Raw genomic sequence first — 24,592 nt, 5'->3', positions numbered from 1 at the left:
AACATTGAAAAAAATAACTATGAGAATTTATAAAGTATTTATTTGTTTAACATTAAGTTTCTTTGGTATCATTACAACAAATGTACAGGCGCAAGATGGTGATCAGATTTTAGATGGTATTGGAGAAACAGGATTGATAGCTCGTTATGTGTTTGATGGTGATGTAAAAGATTGGTCTAGGAATAACCTGCACGGTAAAATGGAAGGTTTAAAAGCAACGTTTATAGAAGACGATAAGTTTGGTAAAGTACTTTCTTTATCAGCAGAAAGTAAATCGTTTATTTCCCTTCCAGCTAATGCCATAACAGGAGAAGAATCATTAAGTATATCAGGATGGGTTTACTTGCGTTCAACCCAACATGGTCAGACTTTTTTTGATTTTGGAAAAAATACAAAAACACATTTCTCTGTAACACCTATAGGAACTAAACAAAATAAAGCATTTCAAGTTGAAATTACAAATGGCCTAGGTGGAAACTATTATACAAATTCACCAGTATTGGAAGCTGATAAATGGAATTATATAGCTATTGTTTTAAATATTCCTTCAAAAATCATCAGTACATATGTAAATGGTATTCTTGTAGGCGAAACTAAAAATGTAGAATTGGAGCTAGAGCAATTATTCGGTGCTGATTCAGGTAGTAAAAAGATGCTTTATGTTGGAAAATCATTAGCGTCTGAAAGTCCTTATCTTAATGCTAAATTACATGATTTTAGAATTTATAGAATTCCTTTGAGCAGAAGGCAAATAGGCAGAATATATCGAACAGCTTTAACTGGTGAAGAAACTGTTGTAAATGAAAAGCATGGTGCTGTAGATGATTTGCAACAATTTGATACGAAAACACCTCAATTATATAATCAATATCTAACAAGCATATCTGATGTTGAAGTAGAAACCATAGTTGGATATCTTCCAAGACTACCACGCCAAGTAAAAGGAGTTTACAGCAATGGTATTGAAGGACCAGAAGTACGAGTTATTTGGCCTTCGCCAACTGATAATAGTGAGACACTTAAAACAGGAAAATATACCGTAACAGGAAGTATAGCTGGATCAAACATAAAACCAAAGGCTATAGTTACTGTAAAAGAAGCTGATAACAAAGCAACACCAAACCGTAAGTTGGAAGTTTTTAATTTAGATCAGGTTTCATTGAATTCCGATATTCACGGTCACAACACTAAGTTTGTTGATAATAGAGATAAATTTATTACTACACTTGCTACCACAAACCCTGATGCTTTTCTTTATATGTTTCGTAATGCTTTTGGGCAAAAACAACCAGAAGGTGCTGAAGCACTAGGTGTATGGGATACTCAAGAAACGAAATTACGCGGACACGCAACAGGACATTATCTAACAGCTATTGCCCAAGCGTATGCAAGCACAGGGTATAATAAGGTTCTGCAAGATAATTTTGCCGATAAAATGGAATACATGGTGAATACACTCTACCAATTATCACAAATGTCTGGGCAACCACGTGAAGCCGGGGGTACATGTGTGTCAGAACCAACAGAAGTCCCAACAGTAGAAGGTAAATTAGTTTATGATTCTGATTTGAGTAAAGAAGGTATCCGTACCGATTATTGGAATTGGGGCCAAGGGTACATTAGTGCCTATCCACCCGATCAGTTTATCATGTTAGAGCAAGGTGCAACCTATGGGGGGCAAAAAACACAAATTTGGGCACCCTACTATACATTACATAAAATACTAGCTGGTTTAATGGATATTTACGAAGTAAGCGGTAATGAAAAAGCACTTGAAGTTGCCAAAGGTATGGGCAATTGGGTATACACTCGTTTGAGTCAGTTGCCAATCGAGACACTTATAAGTATGTGGAACAGATACATTGCTGGAGAATTTGGAGGGATGAACGAAGCCATGGCACGACTTTCTAGGTTAACCAATGAAGTACGTTATATGGAAGTTGCTAAATTATTTGATAACATTAAAATGTTTTATGGTGATGCATCCCATTCTCATGGTCTAGCAAAAAATGTAGATACGTTTAGAGGTCTACACGCCAATCAGCACATCCCTCAAATAGTTGGGGCACTTGAAACGTATCGCGATTCAAATGAACCAGAATACTACCATATAGCCGATAATTTTTGGTATAAAACTACGAATGACTACATGTATAGCATTGGAGGGGTAGCTGGAGCACGCAATCCTGCGAATGCCGAATGCTTTATTGCACAGCCAGGTACCATTTATGAAAATGGGTTGTCTTCTGGTGGACAGAATGAAACCTGTGCAACTTATAATATGCTAAAATTAACTAGCAATTTGTTTCTGTATGATCAGCGTACGGAGCTAATGGATTATTATGAGCGTGGTCTTTACAATCACATCCTTGCTTCTGTGGCGGAAGATAGTCCTGCTAATACTTACCATGTACCATTGCGTCCTGGCTCCGTAAAACAGTTCGGAAATCCAGACATGAAGGGATTTACTTGTTGTAACGGAACAGCTATTGAGAGCAGCACAAAACTTCAAAATGCCATTTATTTTAAAAGTGCTGACAATAAGGCTTTGTATGTAAATCTATATGTGCCTTCAACATTAACGTGGATAGGAAAAAACGTAACCGTTGAACAAACTACGTCTTTTCCAAATGAAGATCATACGCTATTAACCATTAAAGGTAAAGGTAAATTTGATGTAAATGTACGTGTACCACATTGGGCAACCAAAGGGTTTTTTGTAAATATAAATGGTAAAAATCAAAAAGTGGAGGCTACTCCAGGAACTTACATTACGTTAACCCGAAAATGGAAAAATGGTGATACTATTGAATTACGTATGCCGTTCCAATTTCATTTAGATCCAGTAATGGATCAACAAAATATTGCCAGTTTGTTTTATGGCCCAATTTTGCTGGCGGCTCAGGAAAATGAACCACGCAAAGAATGGCGTAAAGTAACATTAGATGCTAAAGATATCAGTAAAACTATAGGTGGTAACCCTGAAAAGTTAGAGTTTGTAATTGATGGGGTCATTTTTAAGCCATTCTATGAATCTTACGGACGTCATTCTGTTTATCTGGATGTAACATTAAATTAGTTTGAGAATAGTATGCACAATAATATGTGCTAAAATAAAAAATGATAAACAATGAGATGTAAAACGAAAAAAACATACAATTTTTTAATTATATTCTGTATAACCATGATGGCAACTGCGCAAAGCAATCTGATAGATTTAGTAAGTTCATATTCTGCTGATAAACGTGCTTTAAATAAGTTTTATACCAATAGCGAATCCGAAGAGTATTATCAGCGTTTTTTGACTTTATACAGTAATTGGGAAAATAAAATTAAAACGATAGATTTTGATGTGTTAACACAACAGGAGAAAGTAGATTATATTCTTCTAAAAAACTTAATAGAAAAAGAGACTTACTTTTTCAATTTAGACTACAAGGCATTTAAAGAAGTGGCTTATGTTTCAGATTTTTATAAAGATATTGTTCCATTTATTAAAGAACGAAGACGTGGGAAAAAGCCAGATGCTCAGTCACTTGCAAAAATTTTGCATAATACCAGTTTAAAAATAGATATTGAAATAAAAGGACTTAAAGATAAACAATTCAAAGATTGGTTAATGGCTGAAAAGTCATCTAAAGTAATTTATGAGTTTCAAAGCTCACTTAAAGAAGCCTATTCCTTTTATTATAGTTACGATCCTGATTTTACATGGTGGGTTGAAAAACCATTCGAAAACCTATCAACAAAACTGTCTGAATATGCCAAATTACTTAAAGAAAACTACACCAAAACAAGTATAAAAGATGATGGTAGCGGAATTATTGGTAAACCTATTGGTAAAGACGCTCTTATTAGAAGTTTAAATTTCGAATTTATTCCATACACACCCGAACAAATGATTAAAACTGCTGAAAGTCAGTTTAATTGGTGTAAGGAAGAAATGATAAAAGCTTCTAAAGAATTAGGTTTTGGTGAAGACTGGAAAGCTGCTTTAGAACATGTTAAAAACACGTATGTTCCTGCAGGTGAGCAACCTCAAGCCATTACTGATCTATATAATCAATCGGTTGATTTTATTGAAGAACGTGACCTTATTACTTTCCCAGAAATGGCAAAAGAAACTTGGGGTATGATTATGATGACACCAGAACGCCAAAAAGTAAATCCGTTTTTTACCGGTGGTTGGGAAATAAGCATTTCGTATCCAACTCAAGATATGAGTGAAGATGATAAGTTAATGAGTATGCGCGGAAACAATCCAAATTTTTCCAGAGCTACCGTTCAACACGAATTATTGCCTGGTCATAATCTTCAATTTTTTATGAATGCGCGTAATAAAAGTTATAGAAATGCTTTTGATACGCCATTTTGGATGGAAGGTTGGGCACTTTATTGGGAGATAAATTTATGGAATAAAGAGTTCCCTAAAACGCCAGAACAAAAGTTAGGGATGCTTTTTTGGAGAATACATAGATGTGCTAGAATTATTTTCTCATTAAAATACCATTTAGGAGAAATGACGCCGCAACAGTGCATTGATATGCTTGTAAATGAAGTGGGACACGAATATGCAAATGCAGAAGCAGAGGTTAGGCGTTCATTTGCCACAAGTTACACACCGCCATTGTACCAAATGGCATATATGACTGGTGGTTTACAATTTTATGCTTTGCGTAATGAAATGTTAGAAAAGGGTTGGACGGAAAAACAATTTCATGATCGTGTTTTACAAGAAAACATGATGCCAGTAGAGCTTTTAAGAGGTTTAATACAAGAGTTGTCACTAAAAAAAGATTATAAAACAAATTGGAAATTCTCAACAGAATTCAAATAAAAAAACTACCTAAATAAAGCACAATGAATCATATAAAACATAAATTTTGTTTCGTACTACTCTTTATAACAGTCTTAAGTGTAAAGGCTCAAGGTTATTGGAGCAGATTAGAAGATAAAACACCAACTTTAGGAATTGCAGATGTATATCAAAAATTTAATACACCAAATTTTCAATTAAAACTTGTAAAAGCGTCTCAAACGGTTGCAAGTTTAAAACCATTAAAAGATTTAAACTTCGATTTTACACCAGGTGACCGTTTAGAAATTAGAGATAAAGATGGTTTATATCATTTAGGCGATATTAATTTAAGAATTAAAGAAGGCACTGCTGAATGGAAAAGTTATTCATCGGCAGCAAAACGTGCCGTTGTTACACCGTTAGAAACATCCGGAAATGTACTGGCAGGTGCCGATTTAGCAAATACCTTTCCAAGTGATATTCCTGTTATTATAAAGCGTTTTTATGAAATAGATAATGGTCATTTGGTGATGCGATTTGAAATTACAAACAAATCAGTAAACAATATAGAAATAGGAGCTTTGGGTGTTCCTATGGTTTTTAATAATATTTTAGAAGGAAAATCACTTAATGAAACACATGCACAAAACGTGTTTTTTGATCCATATATTGGTATGGATGCTGGATATTTAGAAATAAAAAAACTTAGTGGTCGTGGTAACGCTCTATTGGTTTTACCACAAGAAAACATGGCTTTTGAAGCTTACCGTCCGTTGTTGGACGACCCAACTCCTAGAAGTATTGTTTTTGAAGGTTTCCACGAATGGATGGTTTACAGTAAAGCTTATGCAGAAAACGAATGGAAAGGTGTTAACCAATGGAATAAGCCAACATCATTACATTTAGCTCCAAAAGAAACTAAAAGTTTTGCTTTAAAATTTGTGCTTTCAGAAGGTGTTGAGAACATACAAACAACACTAAAAGAGCAAGAAAAACCAGTAACTACAGGGATTCCTGGTTATGTGATTCCGCAAGATATTACGGCACAATTATTTTTAGATTATAAAAGTGATGTAAGCTCAATTGAAGTTGAACCTAAAGGAGCACTTAAATTAAAAGAAGCAGGTAAAACACCAAAAGGTGTTAAAAAATACAATGTTTATGGTAAAATATGGGGACAATCAAGACTTACAATTACTTACAAAGATGGTTTAAAACAAACTATCAATTATAAGGTTATTAAGCCTGAAAATGAAGTTGTTAAAGATTTTGGGCGTTTTTCAACAACAGAACAATGGTTTGATGAACCTAACGATCCTTTTCATAGAAATCCTTCAGTAATTAGTTACGATTACGAAATCAAAAAACAGGTAACAAAAGATAGTAGATCATGGATTAGTGGTTTAAGTGATGAAGGCGGTGCAGGAGGTTGGTTAGCTGCTGTTATGAAACAACTAATTCAGCCAGATAAGCAAGAGATAAAAAAACTAGAAAAATTTATAGATAGTACGCTTTGGGGTGTTATTCAATACAAAGAAGGAAAAAATAAATATGGCGTTAAAAAAAGTGTTTTTTATTATGAGCCAGATTCATTGCCTAAAGGGACGTACAGTGATACTGAAAACTACAAATCGTGGACCGCTTGGAATCATAAACATGCAAACGATCCAGGACGGTCTTATAACTATCCTCACGTTGCTGCTGCTTATTGGACCATGTACCGCTTGGCAAGATATCATGAAGGTTTAGTTGATAATCAAACTTGGGATTGGTACTTAAAACAAGCGTACCATACTACTGTAGCGATGGTAGAACAAGCTCCGCATTATGCGCAGTTTGGGCAAATGGAAGGATCAGTGTTTTTATATATTTTGAAAGATTTAAAAGCTGAAGGTTATGAAGATATGTTTGCCGATTTGGAAACTAGAATGAAAAAGAGAGCAGACCATTGGGAAGCTTTAGAATATCCTTTTGGAAGTGAAATGCCTTGGGATTCTACTGGGCAAGAAGAAGTGTATATGTGGTCTGATTATTTTGGTTATCGTCGTAAAGTAAATGTAACGCTAAATGCCATTTTAGCTTATATGCCAACAATGCCACATTGGGCTTACAATGGAAATGCTCGCAGATATTGGGATTTCTTGTATGGTGGGAAATTATCAAGAGTTGAAAGACAAATACATCATTATGGCTCGTCATTAAATGCTATTCCAGTATTAGAACATTATAGAAAAAGAGGAGATAATTTATATTTATTAAAGGTCGGTTATGGCGGACTATTGGGTGGCATTTCTAATATTACACAAGATGGTTTTGGTCCATCGGCATTTCATTCCTATCCAACAGAACTTAGAATAGATTATCTATCTGGAGATTATGGTTCCGGTTTTTATGGATATGTCGTTAATACATCATCTTATTTAGTAAACGATGATGACTTAGGCTGGTTAGCTTTTGGAGGAAATTTAGTAACTAAAGGAGATATTGTTACTATAGAACTTACAACAGCTGCTAAATCTAAAATATTTATAGCACCTAAAAAAATGTGGTTAACTTTAGATGCAGGTCAGTTTAAAGAAGTAAGTTATAATATCAAAACAGAAGAAGTTAATATTACTCTGGAAAGTAAAGACGCGTTTACACCAAATGCTTATTTAAGAGTAAATAATGATATGAAGTTACCTTATAAAAATGTAAGAGGTGCTTTTGAAATTCCATTACAAAAAAAGAGTCTTACTATAAAGCTATAGAAAAGCAATTACTTTTTTTAATAGATTTTACATTGTAACCCCGAAAGATAGTATTCTTAGGGGTTTCTTTTTAATTGAAAAAATCAAAATATGAATACAACAATTCCGTTTATTTCCGATCAATTTATAAATGAAAATTGCCAGTTTAATGGTTTAATTGATGCTCTTAAAAGAGGGTTTTCAAATTCTGATATTGAAGTGCCCATGCGTCATCATCATGATTTTTCAAATCCTAAAGAAGCCAATGATTCTACATTATTACTGATGCCGGCATTCAACCCCGGAAAGGAATTAGGAGTAAAAATAGTTACGGTAAGTCCCAATAATGGTAAATATAATTTCCCAGCAATACAAGGCATGTATATTTTTATAGATGGACATAAAGGATTTATAAAAGCTATTTTAGAAGCGAAATCTTTAACTGCTAAAAGAACTGCAGCAGCATCAGCTTTGGCAAGTAGTTATCTATCTAAAAGAAATGCAGCTTCTATGTTAATGATTGGGACAGGTGCTTTATCCATCAACTTAATCAAAGCACATTGTTCTGTAAGGCCAATAGAATCAGTCTATGTTTGGGGACGAGATATAGGAAAAGCACAAAAAATTTGTGAAGCTTTAAAGAATGAGCAATTTACCTGTACTGCTATAAAAAATATTGAATATAAAATTTCTGAAGTAGATATCATTTCTTCTGCAACATTAGCGCCAACACCTTTGGTTTTAGGTAAATATTTAAAAAAAGGACAGCATGTTGATTTAGTTGGAGCTTATAAAAAGGATACTCGAGAAGCCGATGATGAAGCCATAACAAAATCAAGTGTTTATTTAGATACGTATCAAGGTGGATTAAAAGAAAGCGGCGATATTGTTATACCATTATCAAAAGGTATTCTTTTAAAGGAAACTATTAAAGCAGATTTGTTTGAGTTGTGTAATAATTCGAAAACAGGAAGAACGTCAGATGATGAAATTACGGTATTCAAGTCGGTTGGTCATGCACTGGAAGATTTAGTAGCAGCATCTTATATTTATAATTTGTTTCAAAATAAAGTAGAAATCTAAATAAAATTAGATATTTAACAATATTTCATAGCTAATATTTACAGTATATCAGGTAATAATTACCCTTAATTAAAACAGAAGAAATTTATATTTGTAAATAGCGATGTAATGTCATAAAAAACCATCTTTATACATTGTTTAAATTATCAAAAAACATAATAATATAATGATTAAAAAGTCCTTATTATTTATCTGTATTATAATCACTTTTATAATTTCAAGTTTCAACTCAAAAAAAGAGAGTGATGTATCTCCATATACAGGAAATCCTATTTTGCCAGGTTATTATGCAGATCCTACAATAAAAAAATTTGGTGATATTTATTATATCTACGCTACTACTGATAACGAAATGTTAGCATCTGGAGCACCAACAGTTTGGTATAGTAAAGATTTTCAAAATTGGTATAATTATACCATGGAAATTCCATCGCTATCTTCAGTAAACTTAAGAAATTTTTGGGCACCAGATATTGTTGAAGGTATAGATGGGAAGTATTATCTATACTTCGGAAATTGTCAAGCAGGTTGTAATATTTATGGTTATGTGTCTGATACGCCAATTGGACCTTGGACTAAATTAAATGAAGATGATACCCCTGTAATTGCTCATAATTACCCAAGACAAGGTTTTCCTTCTTTAGATGCGCAATTTTTTACAGATACAGATGGAAAGGTGTATTCTTATTGGGGAACTTGGGTGCATTATAACGGCGGTTATGCTGTAGGTGAATTAAATACTAATACCATGAAAGATATGGTAAATTCAAAAAATATTCCTTTAGAGCAAACTCCCGATCCTTTTGAGGCTGCTTACATGATGAAAAAAGGCAATAAATATATTTTAATGTATTCTGGTGATTCTTGTCATGATGAAACCTATAATGTGCGCTATTCTTATTCCAATAGTCCTTACGGACCTTTTACGCCAGGAGAAAATAATCCAATTTTAAGTACGAATGATGATAAAACCGTTCATGGGCCAGGGCATCATTCAGTGCTACAAGACGGTGATGATGATTACATTGTATATCACCGGCATGATTATCCAATGACACGCGGTGGACTTTCACGACAAGTATGTATTGATAAAATGATTTTTGAAAACGATTCAACAATTAAAACAGTGTTGGCTTCACATAAAGGTATTTTACCATTAGTGAAATCAAATGTCCCAAAAGATATCGCTTACAAAGAAAGCACCACAGCGTCATCAACCTATCATTTAAAATCTTTAGAATACGATTATACATATCAATCGGCATTTGCTACCGATAATAATAATGCAACCATGTGGAAAGCGGCAAATAATACATTTCCACAAGATTTAACAATCGACTTAGGGAAAGTAACAACCGTAAAACGTGTGATGACGCAATTCGAATTTGCTAGTTATTATTACCAATATACTTTAGAATATTCTAAAGATGGAAAAATATGGAAACTGTTTTCTGATAAGTCTAAAAACAGAACGTCTGGTAGCCCCATGATTGATGATAAAAACGTTAAAGCACGCTATATAAAACTTAAGGTTTTGGCAACCGAAAAGGTGGGGCTTTTAGCGGCTGTTTGGAATATAAAAGTGTATAGCGATTTATTTGAAATTCCGCTTCAATTAAAAAATAAAACATCAAGAGAAGAACCCGCAGTTGTAAGTACACGAAAAAAAATAGTAGATATTAATGCTAAAGATTTGAATACCGATGTTTTAACTCAAGTAACTAATAAAGGGGCAATTTCAGGCACATTTACCAAAAAAGGAGATGTTTTAATTACAACAGACAAAGAAACTGGTGTTAAAGCTTTTGAATTTAAAAAAGGATCATTAGTGTTGGATAAACCAGTTCCTAAAAGTTTGGCGTGGAATGGCTCTTTTACTGTTGCAACATGGGTAAAAAATCCAGAAACAGGAAAGGAAGGTGAGATTTTAGCATCTTGGTGCGATAGGCATGAATTTAATTTAGCAAACTCGTATAATGCTTTGGCATATAATAGTGGACATTACGGTGCAATGGCGCATTTAGATGGTCATTTTGATATGCGTTATAAAGCATTACCCGAAGCCAATAAATGGCATTATATTGTAGTGACATTTGATGGAGTTGTTGAAAAAATTTATGTTGATGGTGTTTTAAATAATTCACAAAACATGTTATTATCTTCAGCGATTGATAAGGCTAAAATAATTATTGGAGCTTCAGATGTTGGTGAGCATTTTACTGGATTTATGGCATCTTTGCAGATGTATGATTATGCTTTGAAGCGTGAAGAAATAGTTAGTCTTATGGAAAAAACGAGGTTCTGATTATAGATTATAAAATGTGGCGTGCTGGTTGGAGTTGGATTGTTTGAAGATAGAAATAACAATTATGAAGATTAAGAAAAATACATCAACTTTAGCAGTTTCTCTTATCTTTGAATCTATTCTAATTGATAATTGGTAGGGATTGGGTGTAAGACTTAGTCGAATATGTTAACTCAAAAAACATAAATGTTTTATTCTGGAAATGCTACCTGAAGGTGGTACTGTTATTTTTGAATAATTAACTTCATTCAAAATATTTATTTCTTCCATATAAATAATAGCCCATTTTTTAATATTCATTTTAATGAATGTCTCTACATTCATAATTTTTAAAAAGTAGGCATAAAAAACACTCCCGAAAAAAGCTAATATAGTATGATTTTTAGATAATTATAGTTGTTTGATTGAATATTTAAGTTATAATTTTCATGATACCCTAAAACGACAAAAAAATATTAATTAATTAAATCCTATTTTAATTATGAAAAAAACTACTTTAATATTAAAATTCTTTTTAACAATTTTGTGTATGGGTTTTATTCAAAACCTAAATGCTCGAACAACGTATGAAGATAATTTTTCTTCTAATGTCTCTGATTTTTTTACGAGTAATATTTCTGGAACTATATGGCAAGGTACTAATGTTAATACATCGGCAGGAGCCAATACTACTAGTAGTCAAGTAGCTAAGTCTGAAAACGGAAGCTTATTTCTTGCTTCATCAAATGGAGGCTTTGAGGACGGTCAAGCCGATGGTCTTCATTTATACCGTACAGTGACTGAAGGAAATGATTTTGAAGTTAGTGTTCAATTGGTTGGTAGTGATTTTTCAACTTTTACTGGAGGAGTAGCATCAAATTATAATTCTGCTGGAATATTGGTAAGAGATGCAAACCATCAAAGTGCTAATTTTGTTTATGGCATGTTCTTCGATTTGTTCAACAATCATTCTATGATTAAAAGAATTAAAGACGGTGTTCAACAGGAATTAGTAAATAATTCGGCATCTTATGCACTATCTCAGTATTCATGGATTAAAATGACGAAAACAGGGAGTGCTTTTAAATTGTATTTAAGTACAGAAGGTGGTGTTACTTGGGTAGAAACTCAATCCACTGGATTTCCTAAATTAAATAATGTGAATTTAGAAGGCGGAATTGCACAATGCAAATTTTTTACTGATGGCGCACAACTAAATAAAAATTCTAGTGCTATTTTAGATAATTACAAGTTAGTAGTTGGTTCTTCACTTGGTGTAACTGAAGTGTCTGCTATATCTCCAATTACTACATACTCTACAAAAAACAGTATTGTTGTAAACAACAAATTAGAAAAAACTTTAGAGTCTATTAAATTTTTATTATTTCAATTCTAAAATCCCGTTATGTAGTACTATAATCAGATGATTTTCATTGTCTATCGAAATATTATCACATAAGCTTCATAAATCAATCATTATTTAATTCATACACTGATTTTTTTTTGCAAATAAGTAAACAATCTATTGAATTTCAATAAATTATATTTGTAATTCATCTAGTTGTTTTAATAAATTAAGTCTATTGAATAAAAGTATTAACAGTTTAAAATAAATTTAAATTCGATGAATATTTCAAACAAAAATAATAAGATTTTAATTGCAATTTTAGGGGTTTTAATATTTGCTACTTTAAGTTTTGTTTCTTTTTTAGTGGGTCCAGGTTTTACCAATCCTGAACCAGTAGGAAGATTTTTGAATGGTAATTTTCCAGATTATTTGCCAGATAATCCTTATGTTGAGGCATTCCCAAACCTAAGGTTCGATTCGCCTTTAACATTTACGCTTGTACCCAATAGTAATGTTATTGTTATAGGGCAAAGAAATGGTATTGTATATTCATTTGAGGATAATAACGAGGTGCAAATAAAAAACCTTGTAGTTGATTTTTCAGGTGAAGTTGGTAATAGTAATGATAATGGTTTTTTAGGACTTGCCATCCATCCGCAGTTTGGTCAATCTGGTAAAAATTATTTTTATGTTTACTATCAAACCAAAGATAGTAATGGAGGTAATTCTGACGGCGGCGGCGGATTTGTTTGTGATAATACTCAGTATGTAGGGAGTTCTATGATTTTAAAACGTTTTGAGGTAAATCCAAATACTTTCAAAATAGTAGCAGGAACTGAATTGGTTATGATGAAAAGACGCATGTTCGGGTTTGCACATTATGGAGGATCGCTTAACTTTGGTAATGATGGCTATTTGTACTTAACAACTGGAGATCAATCATCATATTCCAAACCACAAAATACTTGGTCAAATTTAGATGGAGGAATTTTAAGGCTCGATGTAAATCAAGACCCCTCCAAAAGTCATGTCCCTATTCGTAAGTTACCAGCAGGAGCTCTCTATAATGATGAATTTTCTGGAGTTGGTTACTGGATACCTAACGACAATCCGTTTTTAAGCCCTAATGGTAGCCGTTTTGAGGAATACTATACGGTGGGCCATAGAAATCCTCACCGTATGACCAAGGATAGACTTACAGGTATCTTTTATATTGGAGAAGTTGGTGAATTTTACCATGATGAAATTAATGTACTTGAAAAAGGACAGAATTATGGTTGGCCTATATTTGAAGGATACCGCGACAGCCCTGGTACAAATTGTACCACAATGTTGGATGGCATGACACAGAAAGGGCCTTTGGTGGCTTTTCCTAGGGCTGAAGCCAATGCACTTATTGGAGGCTACATTTACCGTGGTTCCTCCATGACTAATTATTATGGTAAGTATATTTGTGCCGATTTTGGTGGCGGGTCAGAAATTTGGGCGGTTGATATTAATACGGGGGATTATGAACTTATAGCTTCCTTTACGCCAACACAGATTATATCTTTTGGAGAAGGAAATGATGGCGAGCTTTACTTGCTTAAACTTGGTGATAATGTACCGCTATATAAAATGGTGCCAAGTGGACAGCCAGAAAGTGGTTTTCCTCAAAAACTTTCTGAAACAGGTGCCTTCAAAAACCTAGAGACCTTAGAGCCAAACGAAGGCGTCATTCCGTATGAACTTATAGAATCCTTTTGGTCTGACGGTGCCAAGAAAAAGAGATGGATGGTAATACCTAATGATGGCACTCATAATACTCCAGCAGAAAAAATTAAATTTTCTGAGGATGGTGATTGGGAATTTCCTGTAGGTTCTGTGTTAATAAAACATTTTGAATTGCCTATTGATGAATTAAATCCTAACATAACAAAACGGTTAGAAACTAGATTTTCGGTTAAAACCAGTCCAGGTTCATTTTATTACTTAACTTATAAATGGAATGATGAACAAACGGATGCCGTATTGTTAGATTCAGGTATAGAGGAAACTATAGAAATAAAGACTCAGAATGGATCTACCAAAAATCAAACGTGGACATACCCAGGCACTCAAGACTGTATTACTTGCCATAATCCAGTAATTGGGGGCACTATAGGACCAAGAACAAGATATTTAAATTCTGAAATGACCTATCCAAAAACGACACTTAAAGCAAATCAATTGGTTACGCTAAGTCATTTAGGTATTTTAGATGAAGCAATAGACGATAATAAAGCTTTGCAGTATCAAACACACAAGGCACTAGACGATTCTAATGCTAGTTTAGAAGAGAGATCTCGATCTTATTTAGATTTAAATTGTGCATATTGCCATAGACCTGGAGGAACTGCTGAAAGAGCTAAATTAGATATGAGACTATTCAACAGTTTAGACCAAACAAATCTATTATATGCAAATCCTAGTAGCCTTCTTGGAATCGAAGGCGCACGGGTTGTTGCACCTGGAGACAAGTCCAAATCTGTTCTTTTCCATAGAATGAATAGTGTAGATCCAAATATTGCTATGCCTACAATTGCAAAAAATGTCATTGATAAAAAAGCCGTAGATCTTATTGGATTATGGATAGACCAACTTGAGCCCACTGCTTATAATAATATTGCCTTAACAGCTACAGCTAGAACCTCTTATGTATCTCCATGGGAATCATTGGCAGCAGTTAATAATGACTTTACCCCTGCCAGCTCAAATGATAAATCTAATTTAGCGTATGGTAACTGGAATAATCCAAACTCAATACAATGGGTCGAATATAATTGGCCCGAATCACACAAAATTACCTCAACTCAAATCTATTGGTTTGATGATAATGGGGGCATACTAATACCTACCATGGCATATATTGAATATTGGGACAGTAATAAATGGGTTAAGGTTGGAAACGTTCCTTTGGAAAAAGATTCTTGGAACACGCTTGCCATTAGCAACATTGTTACCACAAAGCTTAGAGTTTCTATGTTGAATAGTAATGAATCTACTGGTATTTTAGAATGGAGAGTAATAGGAGCTCCACTTTCAGCACTTTCAGTCAAAAGCGAAAAAACTTTAGAAATAGGTATATTTCCTAACCCTACAAATGGTTTGTTAAATATTAATCTTACTAATTTTTTAAATAGAGAAGTTAAGATTTTTGTATATGATTCATCTGGTAAAGTGGTAATAAATAAAACTATTCCTAAAAATCATGGTGCAATAGAAACGTTTAATTTATGGTATATGGCAGAAGGGGTTTATTATGTTAAATTCAAAAGTGATTCAATTCAATTTTCAAAAAAAATAATTGTTAAAAAATAAATAGAAACATCCATTTTTAGTATGTGTTAAAATGTATTTGTTAAGGTTATTTTTAACCATGCATCATCTGATTTTTCAAAACAAATGAAGCTAATATTTGCATATTATTGGGTAATAATCAGTGTGTTAAGATCTTGTTAGATGCTTAAATTGTAATCAACAAACTAAAACTTTTAATTGATTTTAAAAACAATTTAAACATGCTCTTATGAAAAAAAAATCACCTTTTTTATTGTTCTATAAATGGACATTTCTGCTAACATTATTTTTAAGCAGTTATTTAGCAATTGCTCAAACTAATTTAGCAATGCTAAATTCTACACAAACTTCAACATCTCATGTGTCTCCCTGGGAAAATTTAAATTCGGTTAACGATGGTTTTACACCCACAAGTTCATCAGATAGAACGCGTCCAATTTACGGAAATTGGAATGGTGACGCAGATTATGGTAAATACAATTGGGTTGAATACCAATGGAATTTTGCACATAGTATAAGCAGTGTTTCTGTTTACTGGTTTTCAGATGGCGGTGGCTTAATAGCCCCATCAGATGCTTATATTCAGTATTGGGATGGACTGGAATGGATTAACGCTGGAGCCATTGGTAAAGCATTAAACACCTTTAATACTCTTAGTGATTTAGCAATAAACACTAGTAAAATAAGAGTTAATATGAAAAGTGCAACATCTACTGGAATTATTGAATTTCAAGTATTTGGAATTGAAACTACAGAATGCGATTCTACACCAATTACATCAAGTGTTATAATTAATGGTACGCCTGAAGAACAAAATTTTGCGGTTGTAAATGCAGGTGAAGTTGTTGAACTTATTCCTGCATCATCAACTGATTTGAGTTTGGGAAAAATGAAATGGACTGGTCCAAATAATTTTGTATCGAATGAGCTAGCTCTTACACTATCCAATTTACAATCTAACAATTCTGGAACTTATACTTTTTTATATGTTAATGCATGTGGAAGGACATCTTCAACAGATTTCTATTTAACAGTTAAAGATGCGGTAAATCAATTCACAAATTGGCCAGCATACGATAATACTTTACACTACGATTTTAAAAGCGATTATCCAGATTTCCCTGTACCAATCAAAAATCTAGAAGAAGATTACCCTGGTTATAATGGCTGCGATGTTGCTTGGAGTCGAGACTATGGTTCATGGACCTTTAATGCAGGACCTAATGCAAACCCATTAGTAACTACCGCTGCTGTTGATGGATTGTTAAAGCGTTTGGATGAAGATTTTTCTTATCTAAGAAACAATATGGGATGGCCGCCAGATAAATTATATAGAGCAGGTTACCGTAGTTCCGTTTATTTATTTGGGTCTGGTTTATGTACAGATAATGCTTCTAACACGGATCTTGGAGGATGGCAAAGTGGTGTCGGTACTCAAGATGGTCAATCTTGGCCAATGGTGTTATTGTCGTATTATCCAGTGAATAGTTTTGACCCTAATACAACATTCCCTGATGCTGCAGGACAAAGAGGTGCTTGTGTTCATGAAGGTATTCACGCTATTTATGCGTCTTTACCGGGGTGTAGAGATGCCGCATGGTTTCACGAAGGCTCTAATGTCTGGTTACAAATGGAATTAGATATTCAAAAATCTGGACTTGAGGATTTTCGCAACATAGACTTAGGATGGCTAAGTATGGGGTCGGTTATGGCGCCATTTATACCTATAGAATGTTATAGTGGCTGGTTACAAGATGGTACTTTTGGAGGTCCTAAAGCTCAAGGTGTAAGTTCTGGAATATTCAATAGTCAAAATCAAGAACTTAGAAAAACAAGAGATGTTATTGGAGGTGTTCAATACAGTTCCATATTCCCAACATTTTTAGGAGAAATAGTAGATCAAAAAAGCTTACCTTGGATATGGAACTATTGTGAAGGATACGTTTTAGAAGGTATTGCAAATGGTAATGGTACTGTTAACGGTATAGGCGATGCAAAAACACGTACCCTAATTCAAGAATATCGCGCTCGACTAGCTTTATCAGATTTTGGTAAATATACAGAGGGTATTTTAAACATGTACAGAAATAATATGGGAAGAAATGTAGGTCCTGAAAGACCAGCCCTTATTGATGATCTTGCTACATGGAAGGCAACACCGTATGCAAAAACAACTAAAGATTCTGAAGATTTTCTAATTCCTGAAGAAAGAACATTACCGGGTTGGTCTGGAGCAAACATAGTACCTATTCATGTCACAGGAACTGATGCGACTGTATTTTTCCAACCTTTAGGAAAAAATATGACAATGCGGTTATGCTACCGTACAAAAGCAGGTGCTGCTTTTTATAGCAAACCTACATACGCTGGTGATGCTACTATATCATTCGCAGAAGGTCAACCAGCAAATGGTGTTATTTTCGCTGTTATTGCTAACTCCGATTATATTTATGAAGGTGAAAGTACACGTACTTCAAAATTTAATTACAAATTAAAATTAGGATCAGGTGCTATTCAAACAGCAGGTGTTGATAAAAACTGGTTTGATTGGAAAGTAGATATTTCTGAGCCGTTATCAACTAATGATTTTTCATCTAATGCTTCAAGTTTTACAATTTATCCTAATCCTACACAAAACGGTTCTGCTATTAATATAAAACTTCAAAATAATACAATTACTAACTACAATGTAGAGGTTTTGAGTTTAAACGGACAAGTGCTTTATAAGAAAGATAATTGCAAATCTGATGAACAATTGTCCTCATCAAAACTTTCAAAAGGCATTTATTTTGTTACTATTAAAACTGAAAACTTTAAGCAAACTAAAAAAATTGTAATACAGTAAAGTTGGCTGTTTAGTAAGTATATAGTTATTTATTAGCACTTAGTAGTTTGTTTAATAAACTACTAAGTGTTAAATTTTTTAAAAAAGCATATCAATTAATTTAAAATTAATGAAATGAGTTTTAAATATAAACACATAATTTATGCCCTGTTTTTTATAGGTATTTGTAAAAGCATAAATAGTCAAAACAATAAAACACAAACTTTAAAAGATGATAATATTACCGTTGAGTTAAACCATGACGGTATTACTAAAATAATATCACCTCATGATTCACATCAGGCTAATATAGTTAGTGCTGGCTCTGTTTGGGGGCATGCTCAAGTACAATATCAAATTGCTCCAAAAAGTTGGCTAAGTATATATACAGATGAAACTACTGTTTCTCAAAATGATAATAACATTATTTATACAGACTTTATAAAAGGAATGCCCATAAAAATGGTGCGTTCTTTTGCTGTAAATAATGGGGGTATCGATTGGAATATCAATATTCAAAATATGAGTAAATTTCCTTTAACTATTGGAGATTTAGCAATACCACTTCCGTGGAATAAACCTAGTAGTGAAAACCCTGAGTATGTTTTTGAAAAAGGCTTTGTAGAGCACCAACATATTGCAGAAAACGGTTCGTTCATTTATTTTACTAGACCATCTGGCGAAGCACCTTACCTAATGGTGATGACCAAACCGGGAACAATACTTGAGTATTTTAATGAAGCAGGAAATAAATATAAAGTGTTTATTCATTCTTCACTTTCAGCTTCTGAAGAAAAGCAAGGAAGTTGGAGGTTAGATAATACAAGTTTAAAATTAAACCCGAGTGGCACAAATGGTGATAACGCTGAATACGGTTTCAGAATAGAGTGGGCAAATAGTTATGAAGAGATGAGGGACATTCTTTATAAAAACAATTTATTTGATACCCGAATCGTTCCAGGAATGTCCATTCCGCAAGATTTAACAGCTAAAATAGCTTTGCGTTCAAAAAACACAATCGATTCTATAGTGGCGGAATACCCTAAACTAACAGAATTAAAAATTTTAAAATCTAATAAAGAAGACACTAAAATTTATGAAGTAAGTTTTAAAAAGTTAGGTGAAAATATGCTTACCATTTATTATAATGGAAATGAAAAAACAGTATTAGAATTCTTTTCAACGGAACCCATAGAAACATTAATAAAAAAACGAAGCAAGTTTATTGTTGAAAAACAACAACATACAGATTCAACAAAATGGTATAATGGCTTGTATTCTATTTGGGATATGGATGCAAAACAACTAAGAGGGCCTGATAATACAGATGGTTTTGATAATTGGTGGGGTTATGTTTTAGCAAGTGATGATCCTGCTTTATGTAAAGCACCTTTTTTAGCAGCAAAAAATGTATTCACTCCTGATGATAAAGAAATCGCATCTCTAGAATATTACCTTGAAAATTATGTTTGGGGAGGCTTACAACTTACAAATCAAGACGAAAAATATCCTTACGGCATTTACGGAGTACCTAATTGGAAGGTTAATAAAGATGAACTTTTAAAAACTGGTATAAGTAATCGAAATTTAGATAAAGAACACATCTGGCGCTCTTATGATTATCCTCATTTATTTATGCTGTACTATCACATGTATGAAATTGCCAAATTTTATCCAGAAAAAGTTAGTTATTTGGATGCTGAAGGGTATTTAGAACGGGCTTTTCAAACAGCAAAAGTTTATTTTATATATCCTTATGAAATTCTTCCTTGGTACGATACCTACAAATGGGGCTGCTATAATGAATTGGTTTTGTTGCCAATTATTAAAACGTTGGAAGATTATGGTAGACATGATGATGCAGATTTCCTGAGAAATGAATGGGAGAAAAAAGTAAAATATTTTGTTTATGATGATAAATATCCCTTTAGGTCAGAGTATAGTTTTGATAGAACAGCCTTTGAATCTAGTTATGCTTTTGCTAAATACGGTGCAACCACAGATATGAAACCCGACTCAAAACTTTGGTATGATGTTAAACTTGATAAATGGTATTCACATCCTGAAGTTAAAAAAGAGGATAGTAAATTATTTATGGAGCGGCAGCATTTAGCAGGTCTTGCGGTTAGGGGTTGGTTAAATAATGCTTACTATTTTTATGGTTCAGATGATACCCTAAGTTATATGGCCAGAATGGGTGGTTGGAGTATTTTAGATTATGCACTTAATTTTTCTGAAACCCCTTGGGATTGGTTGCAATTGGGTTATGCATCATATTTAAGTTCTTATGCTTTAGTGAATTCTGGAATAGAAAATTCTAGTTATGGTTATTGGTATTCTGGAAAAGAAAACGATGGTGCCATGGGTTGGGCATTTAACCCGCAAAAAAATGGTAAAATTTGGTTACAAGGTAGAATGAATCCACGAGGCTCTTGGAATTATGATGGTGAAGCCGATTTAGGTAACGGTGCTATTTTTAGAACGGCAGCTACCATTTTAGCAGAAGACCCCATATTTGGATGGTTTACTTATGGTGGTACTCATACCCTAAAAAATAATACTTTCTCTATTTTACCTAAAGATGGTGTTTTAAATACATTTTGGGTGATTTCTAATAAACAGAAAATAGGTGTGACTTTAAATAGAGATGGTTTAAAAAAAGATTCACCAATAACATATTCTACAAAAAAAAATGAAATAATATTGACTATTGAAAACAAAGCCAATGGTAGTCATACTACCGAAATGACACTTTTATCAAAAAATAAATGGCAAGTTTTTATAGATGGAAAAGAATTAAACCCCGAAGGAAACAAAAATGAAGACGAAAAAACATATATGCTTCCTATAAATAATAAACAACATATTATAAGTATTAAGCTATAAAAGGGTAATATATAACAAAGCTTAGGTAATAATTACCCTAGTGTTGTTTTTAAAATGGTTTATTTTTATAAACTAATAATAAATGCATCACATTAAAAAAAACAACAACTATAAATGAAAAAAGCATCGTTCTGTTTATCTGTTTTACTATTAGTTATTTTCCAAGCATCGGCACAACAATATGATATTAAATCTCCAGATGGTAGCATACGACTAAGTGTTTACAATTCGGATAAGATAAAATGGACAGCCTCCTTAAATGGTAATTTAATTATTGAAAACGCAGAAGCTGGAATGGATTTTTCTACTGGTTCAGATTTTGGAATAAAACCCATAGTTAAAAAGTACACTATAAAAAGTGTTTCTGAAACTATATATCCTGTAATTCCTCATAAAGATTCAGAAATAAAAGATAATTACACCGAACTTTCTATTGTATATAGTGGCAATTACAAACTCAATTTCCGTGCTTATAATGATGGGGTTGCATATCAATTTATTGATGAAGCTAAAGCAAAACGACATGTCATTTCAGAAAACGTATCATTAACATTTCCCGAAAGCACAAAATCACTGTTTCCGCAAGAAGAATCTATGTATTCGCACAACGAACGCTTGTATTTGGATAAATCTTTAACAAACATCAAGTCGAATGAGTTTTGTAGCCTTCCCGTGTTATTTACAGCAGAAAAAGCGAATGTGTTATTTACTGAAACAGCACTACATGATTATCCGGGCTTATTTTTAAAAGGAAATGCAAGTACAACAATGAATGCTATATTTCCGAAGTATGTATTGGAAGCCGTTGATAAAGGCGGAAAATCAGATCGGGTTCAAACCATTATCAAAGAAGCCGATTACATTGCTCAAACTACAGGTAAAAGAGAATATCCGTGGCGTGTATTTATTATAAGTGATGATGACCGTACTTTTGTAGAGAGTAACTTAACCTACCAATTGGCAAAACCAACTGTAATAAAAAATACCGATTGGATTAAGCCAGGTAAAGTAGCTTGGGATTGGTATAATGCAAATAATATTTACGGCGTAGATTTTAAAGCAGGACTAAACACAGAAACTTATAAGTATTTTATTGATTTTGCTTCAAAAAACAGCATTGAGTATGTTATTTTAGATGAAGGTTGGACAAAATCTACCACAGATATTCTTGATTTTAATCCAGATATGGATGTCAAAGAATTAATTGAATATGGCAAGATAAAAAATGTCGATATTATCCTTTGGGTGCTTTGGAAACCATTGGATGAAAACCTTATTGAAATTCTTGAAACCTATAAAAGTTGGGGAGCAAAAGGTATAAAAATTGATTATATGCAACGTAACGACCAGTATATGGTGAACTCCTATGAAAAAATTGCTAAAGAATGTGCTAGATTAGAATTATTAGTAGATTTTCACGGTGCTTTTAAACCTTCTGGATTACGCCGTATGTATCCAAATGTCATGAATTATGAGGGTGTTAGAGGTAACGAAAACAATAAATGGAGTGAAGACATTACACCAGAGCATACAGTGACCATTCCTTTTATTCGCATGGCAGCTGGCCCAATGGATTTTACACCTGGTGCTATGATAAACAAGCAACCTAAAAATTATGCCATTAGTTTTGATAGGCCTATGAGTTTAGGCACACGAGCGCATCAAGTAGCTATGTATGTAGTGTATGAAGCTCCTTTACAAATGATGTGCGAATCGCCATCAACCTATTACAAAGAACAAGAAACTGTTGATTTTATAAATAAAATACCAACTATATGGGATGAAACAAAAGTGCTACATGGCGCCGTAGGTAATTATATTGTGGTGGCTAGAAGAAAAGGAAGTGTTTGGCATGTTGGTGGTATGACAGATGACAGTGCTAGAAATTTAGATATTGATTTATCTTTTTTAGGTGAAGGCTCTTTTAATATGGAAGTATTTAAAGATGGTATAAATGTTGATATGTTTGCCCAAGACTATAAAATAGAAACATTAACCGTAAGTAAAAACACTAGAGTTTCTGCAACTATGGCTAAAGGAGGTGGTTGGTCTGCCATAATTAGCAAACAATAATTCGAATTTTATAAAACAACATTAACTTATCCCAGAATACCAATTAATTTAAATAGCAAAAAATACCTATTGAATATTATCTTAACGATATACCATTTTAAAAGCTGTTTTATTTAAAAAAAACTGATGCTTACAAATAGTATAGCTTTTCCTAATTTTAAAAAGGACCGCATGATTACTTGCTATTAAAAACACATTAGTAATAAATAGTCAATATAGTATTAGTATGTGCTAATTTATTGGTCTTTTAAACAGATATAACTTGTTATATTGCAATGAAGTATGAGATCATTCATTGTTTTTACAGAAAAGAAATAAACTAGGTTTTTGTTGATAAATCTTGATTGACCATACAAAAAAATATTAACTAAAATCATTTATTATGAAAAACAAACTACTTTTTTTACCATTTTTTAAATGGACGTTTTTATTAACGTTATTTATCAGCACTTCACAAGTTTTTGCACAAGTTGAGGAAACGATTACTTACAACATCCAACAACTACCTACAAGTGATTATTCGGCTACGAATGTTCCACTAGACGTAGAGGCAATAAGTACCTTTTTTGGAATTACTACAACAGAGTTTTCATCTTTATTTGGTACCGAAATTGTGTATGGAGCCATAGAGCCTGATGGTAATTTTAATACCGCATCAACAGCGAATACCCCTGGACATTGGTTTACTACTGACGGCTATACTATTGGTTGGGGTGATGGTGCCTATGTATATTCTGAAAAAAATGCACCTAATTTTAGTTTCAATGTTGGTCAATTTCCTGACAGATCCGCTGTTGATGATATGTACACAACAAAACAAGCCTTTACATATACACCGTCTGGCGGTGGAGATGTAAAACGTTATGTATTTGTTATTAATCTTACTATAGTAGCAACTTTAAGTACTTATAATGTATCAAAAGTTAACTCTATAAGAATTTGGAAGAATGATAATCATTTATTCGTTAATAAGTTACCTATTAATTCCACAATTAAGATATATGATATCTTAGGAAAAACACTTTTTAATGAGAAAATTCAAGGGGATAGTTTTGATGTAGCGTTATCATCAGGAATTAAAATCATAAGGATTAATGATTCTTTTGTGAAGAAGATATCATTATAAGCTATTTGGCTTAATTTAGACAGCTAAATTTAGAGAATTCTTTTATTTTTTTAAGAATACCACTCGTTATAATATTGGTTGTAAAATAATAAAGCCTTGAGATTTTCAAGGCTTTATTTATTA

The 24,592-nt window shown here is 33.0% G+C and carries 11 protein-coding genes; all 11 read left to right on the top strand.

All coding sequences use genetic code 11. The features are described from left to right. The first annotated feature begins 19 nt into the window (after nucleotides 1-19). Complete coding sequence (locus VP395_RS12055) at nucleotides 20-3,079, top strand: beta-L-arabinofuranosidase domain-containing protein (RefSeq protein WP_346242263.1); 3,060 nt, start codon at nucleotides 20-22, stop codon at nucleotides 3,077-3,079. A gap of 105 nt (nucleotides 3,080-3,184) precedes the next feature. Continuing rightward, nucleotides 3,185-4,837, top strand: a complete 1,653-nt coding sequence (locus tag VP395_RS12050; protein ID WP_346242262.1) for a DUF885 family protein — start codon at nucleotides 3,185-3,187, stop codon at nucleotides 4,835-4,837. A gap of 23 nt (nucleotides 4,838-4,860) precedes the next feature. Next, nucleotides 4,861-7,548 (top strand): DUF5695 domain-containing protein, encoded by a 2,688-nt coding sequence (locus tag VP395_RS12045; protein WP_346242261.1) that lies wholly within the window; start codon nucleotides 4,861-4,863, stop codon nucleotides 7,546-7,548. Between the two features lie 90 nt (nucleotides 7,549-7,638). Beyond that, on the top strand, nucleotides 7,639-8,610 hold the full coding sequence (lhpI, locus tag VP395_RS12040) for a bifunctional Delta(1)-pyrroline-2-carboxylate/Delta(1)-piperideine-2-carboxylate reductase (RefSeq protein ID WP_346242260.1): 972 nt from the start codon (nucleotides 7,639-7,641) through the stop codon (nucleotides 8,608-8,610). Between the two features lie 166 nt (nucleotides 8,611-8,776). Next, nucleotides 8,777-10,915 (top strand): family 43 glycosylhydrolase, encoded by a 2,139-nt coding sequence (locus VP395_RS12035; protein WP_346242259.1) that lies wholly within the window; start codon nucleotides 8,777-8,779, stop codon nucleotides 10,913-10,915. A gap of 481 nt (nucleotides 10,916-11,396) precedes the next feature. Continuing rightward, the gene (locus tag VP395_RS12030; protein ID WP_346242258.1) at nucleotides 11,397-12,290 is read left to right on the top strand and encodes a hypothetical protein; all 894 of its coding nucleotides are present in this window, start codon (nucleotides 11,397-11,399) and stop codon (nucleotides 12,288-12,290) included. Between the two features lie 228 nt (nucleotides 12,291-12,518). Next, nucleotides 12,519-15,581 carry a PQQ-dependent sugar dehydrogenase gene (locus VP395_RS12025; protein ID WP_346242257.1) on the top strand — a complete coding sequence of 1,021 codons (3,063 nt, stop codon included), beginning with the start codon at nucleotides 12,519-12,521 and terminating at the stop codon, nucleotides 15,579-15,581. 208 nt (nucleotides 15,582-15,789) lie between these two features. Further along, the gene (locus VP395_RS12020) at nucleotides 15,790-18,405 is read left to right on the top strand and encodes a T9SS type A sorting domain-containing protein (protein WP_346242256.1); all 2,616 of its coding nucleotides are present in this window, start codon (nucleotides 15,790-15,792) and stop codon (nucleotides 18,403-18,405) included. Between the two features lie 114 nt (nucleotides 18,406-18,519). Then, nucleotides 18,520-21,270: a DUF5695 domain-containing protein gene (locus VP395_RS12015; protein ID WP_346242255.1), complete on the top strand. Its 2,751-nt coding sequence runs from the start codon at nucleotides 18,520-18,522 to the stop codon at nucleotides 21,268-21,270. Between the two features lie 114 nt (nucleotides 21,271-21,384). Further along, on the top strand, nucleotides 21,385-23,343 hold the full coding sequence (locus tag VP395_RS12010; RefSeq protein WP_346242254.1) for a glycoside hydrolase family 97 protein: 1,959 nt from the start codon (nucleotides 21,385-21,387) through the stop codon (nucleotides 23,341-23,343). Between the two features lie 382 nt (nucleotides 23,344-23,725). Continuing rightward, complete coding sequence (locus VP395_RS12005; protein ID WP_346242253.1) at nucleotides 23,726-24,469, top strand: DUF4859 domain-containing protein; 744 nt, start codon at nucleotides 23,726-23,728, stop codon at nucleotides 24,467-24,469. The last annotated feature ends 123 nt before the right edge of the window (nucleotides 24,470-24,592 follow it).

The sequence above is a fragment of the Mariniflexile soesokkakense genome (genome assembly GCF_039650365.1).
Lineage (GTDB): Bacteria > Bacteroidota > Bacteroidia > Flavobacteriales > Flavobacteriaceae > Mariniflexile > Mariniflexile soesokkakense.
Note: the sequence above shows the minus strand (reverse complement) of the source record. Positions and strands in the feature narration are given on the sequence as shown.

Bases quoted from the DNA above. Each gene is read 5' to 3' on its own strand.
- VP395_RS12055 (WP_346242263.1), top strand. From the start codon at position 20: ATGAGAATTTATAAAGTATTTATTTGTTTAACATTAAGTTTCTTTGGT.
- VP395_RS12050 (WP_346242262.1), top strand. From the start codon at position 3,185: ATGATGGCAACTGCGCAAAGCAATCTGATAGATTTAGTAAGTTCATAT.
- VP395_RS12045 (WP_346242261.1), top strand. From the start codon at position 4,861: ATGAATCATATAAAACATAAATTTTGTTTCGTACTACTCTTTATAACA.
- lhpI (WP_346242260.1), top strand. From the start codon at position 7,639: ATGAATACAACAATTCCGTTTATTTCCGATCAATTTATAAATGAAAAT.
- VP395_RS12035 (WP_346242259.1), top strand. From the start codon at position 8,777: ATGATTAAAAAGTCCTTATTATTTATCTGTATTATAATCACTTTTATA.
- VP395_RS12030 (WP_346242258.1), top strand. From the start codon at position 11,397: ATGAAAAAAACTACTTTAATATTAAAATTCTTTTTAACAATTTTGTGT.
- VP395_RS12025 (WP_346242257.1), top strand. From the start codon at position 12,519: ATGAATATTTCAAACAAAAATAATAAGATTTTAATTGCAATTTTAGGG.
- VP395_RS12020 (WP_346242256.1), top strand. From the start codon at position 15,790: ATGAAAAAAAAATCACCTTTTTTATTGTTCTATAAATGGACATTTCTG.
- VP395_RS12015 (WP_346242255.1), top strand. From the start codon at position 18,520: ATGAGTTTTAAATATAAACACATAATTTATGCCCTGTTTTTTATAGGT.
- VP395_RS12010 (WP_346242254.1), top strand. From the start codon at position 21,385: ATGAAAAAAGCATCGTTCTGTTTATCTGTTTTACTATTAGTTATTTTC.
- VP395_RS12005 (WP_346242253.1), top strand. From the start codon at position 23,726: ATGAAAAACAAACTACTTTTTTTACCATTTTTTAAATGGACGTTTTTA.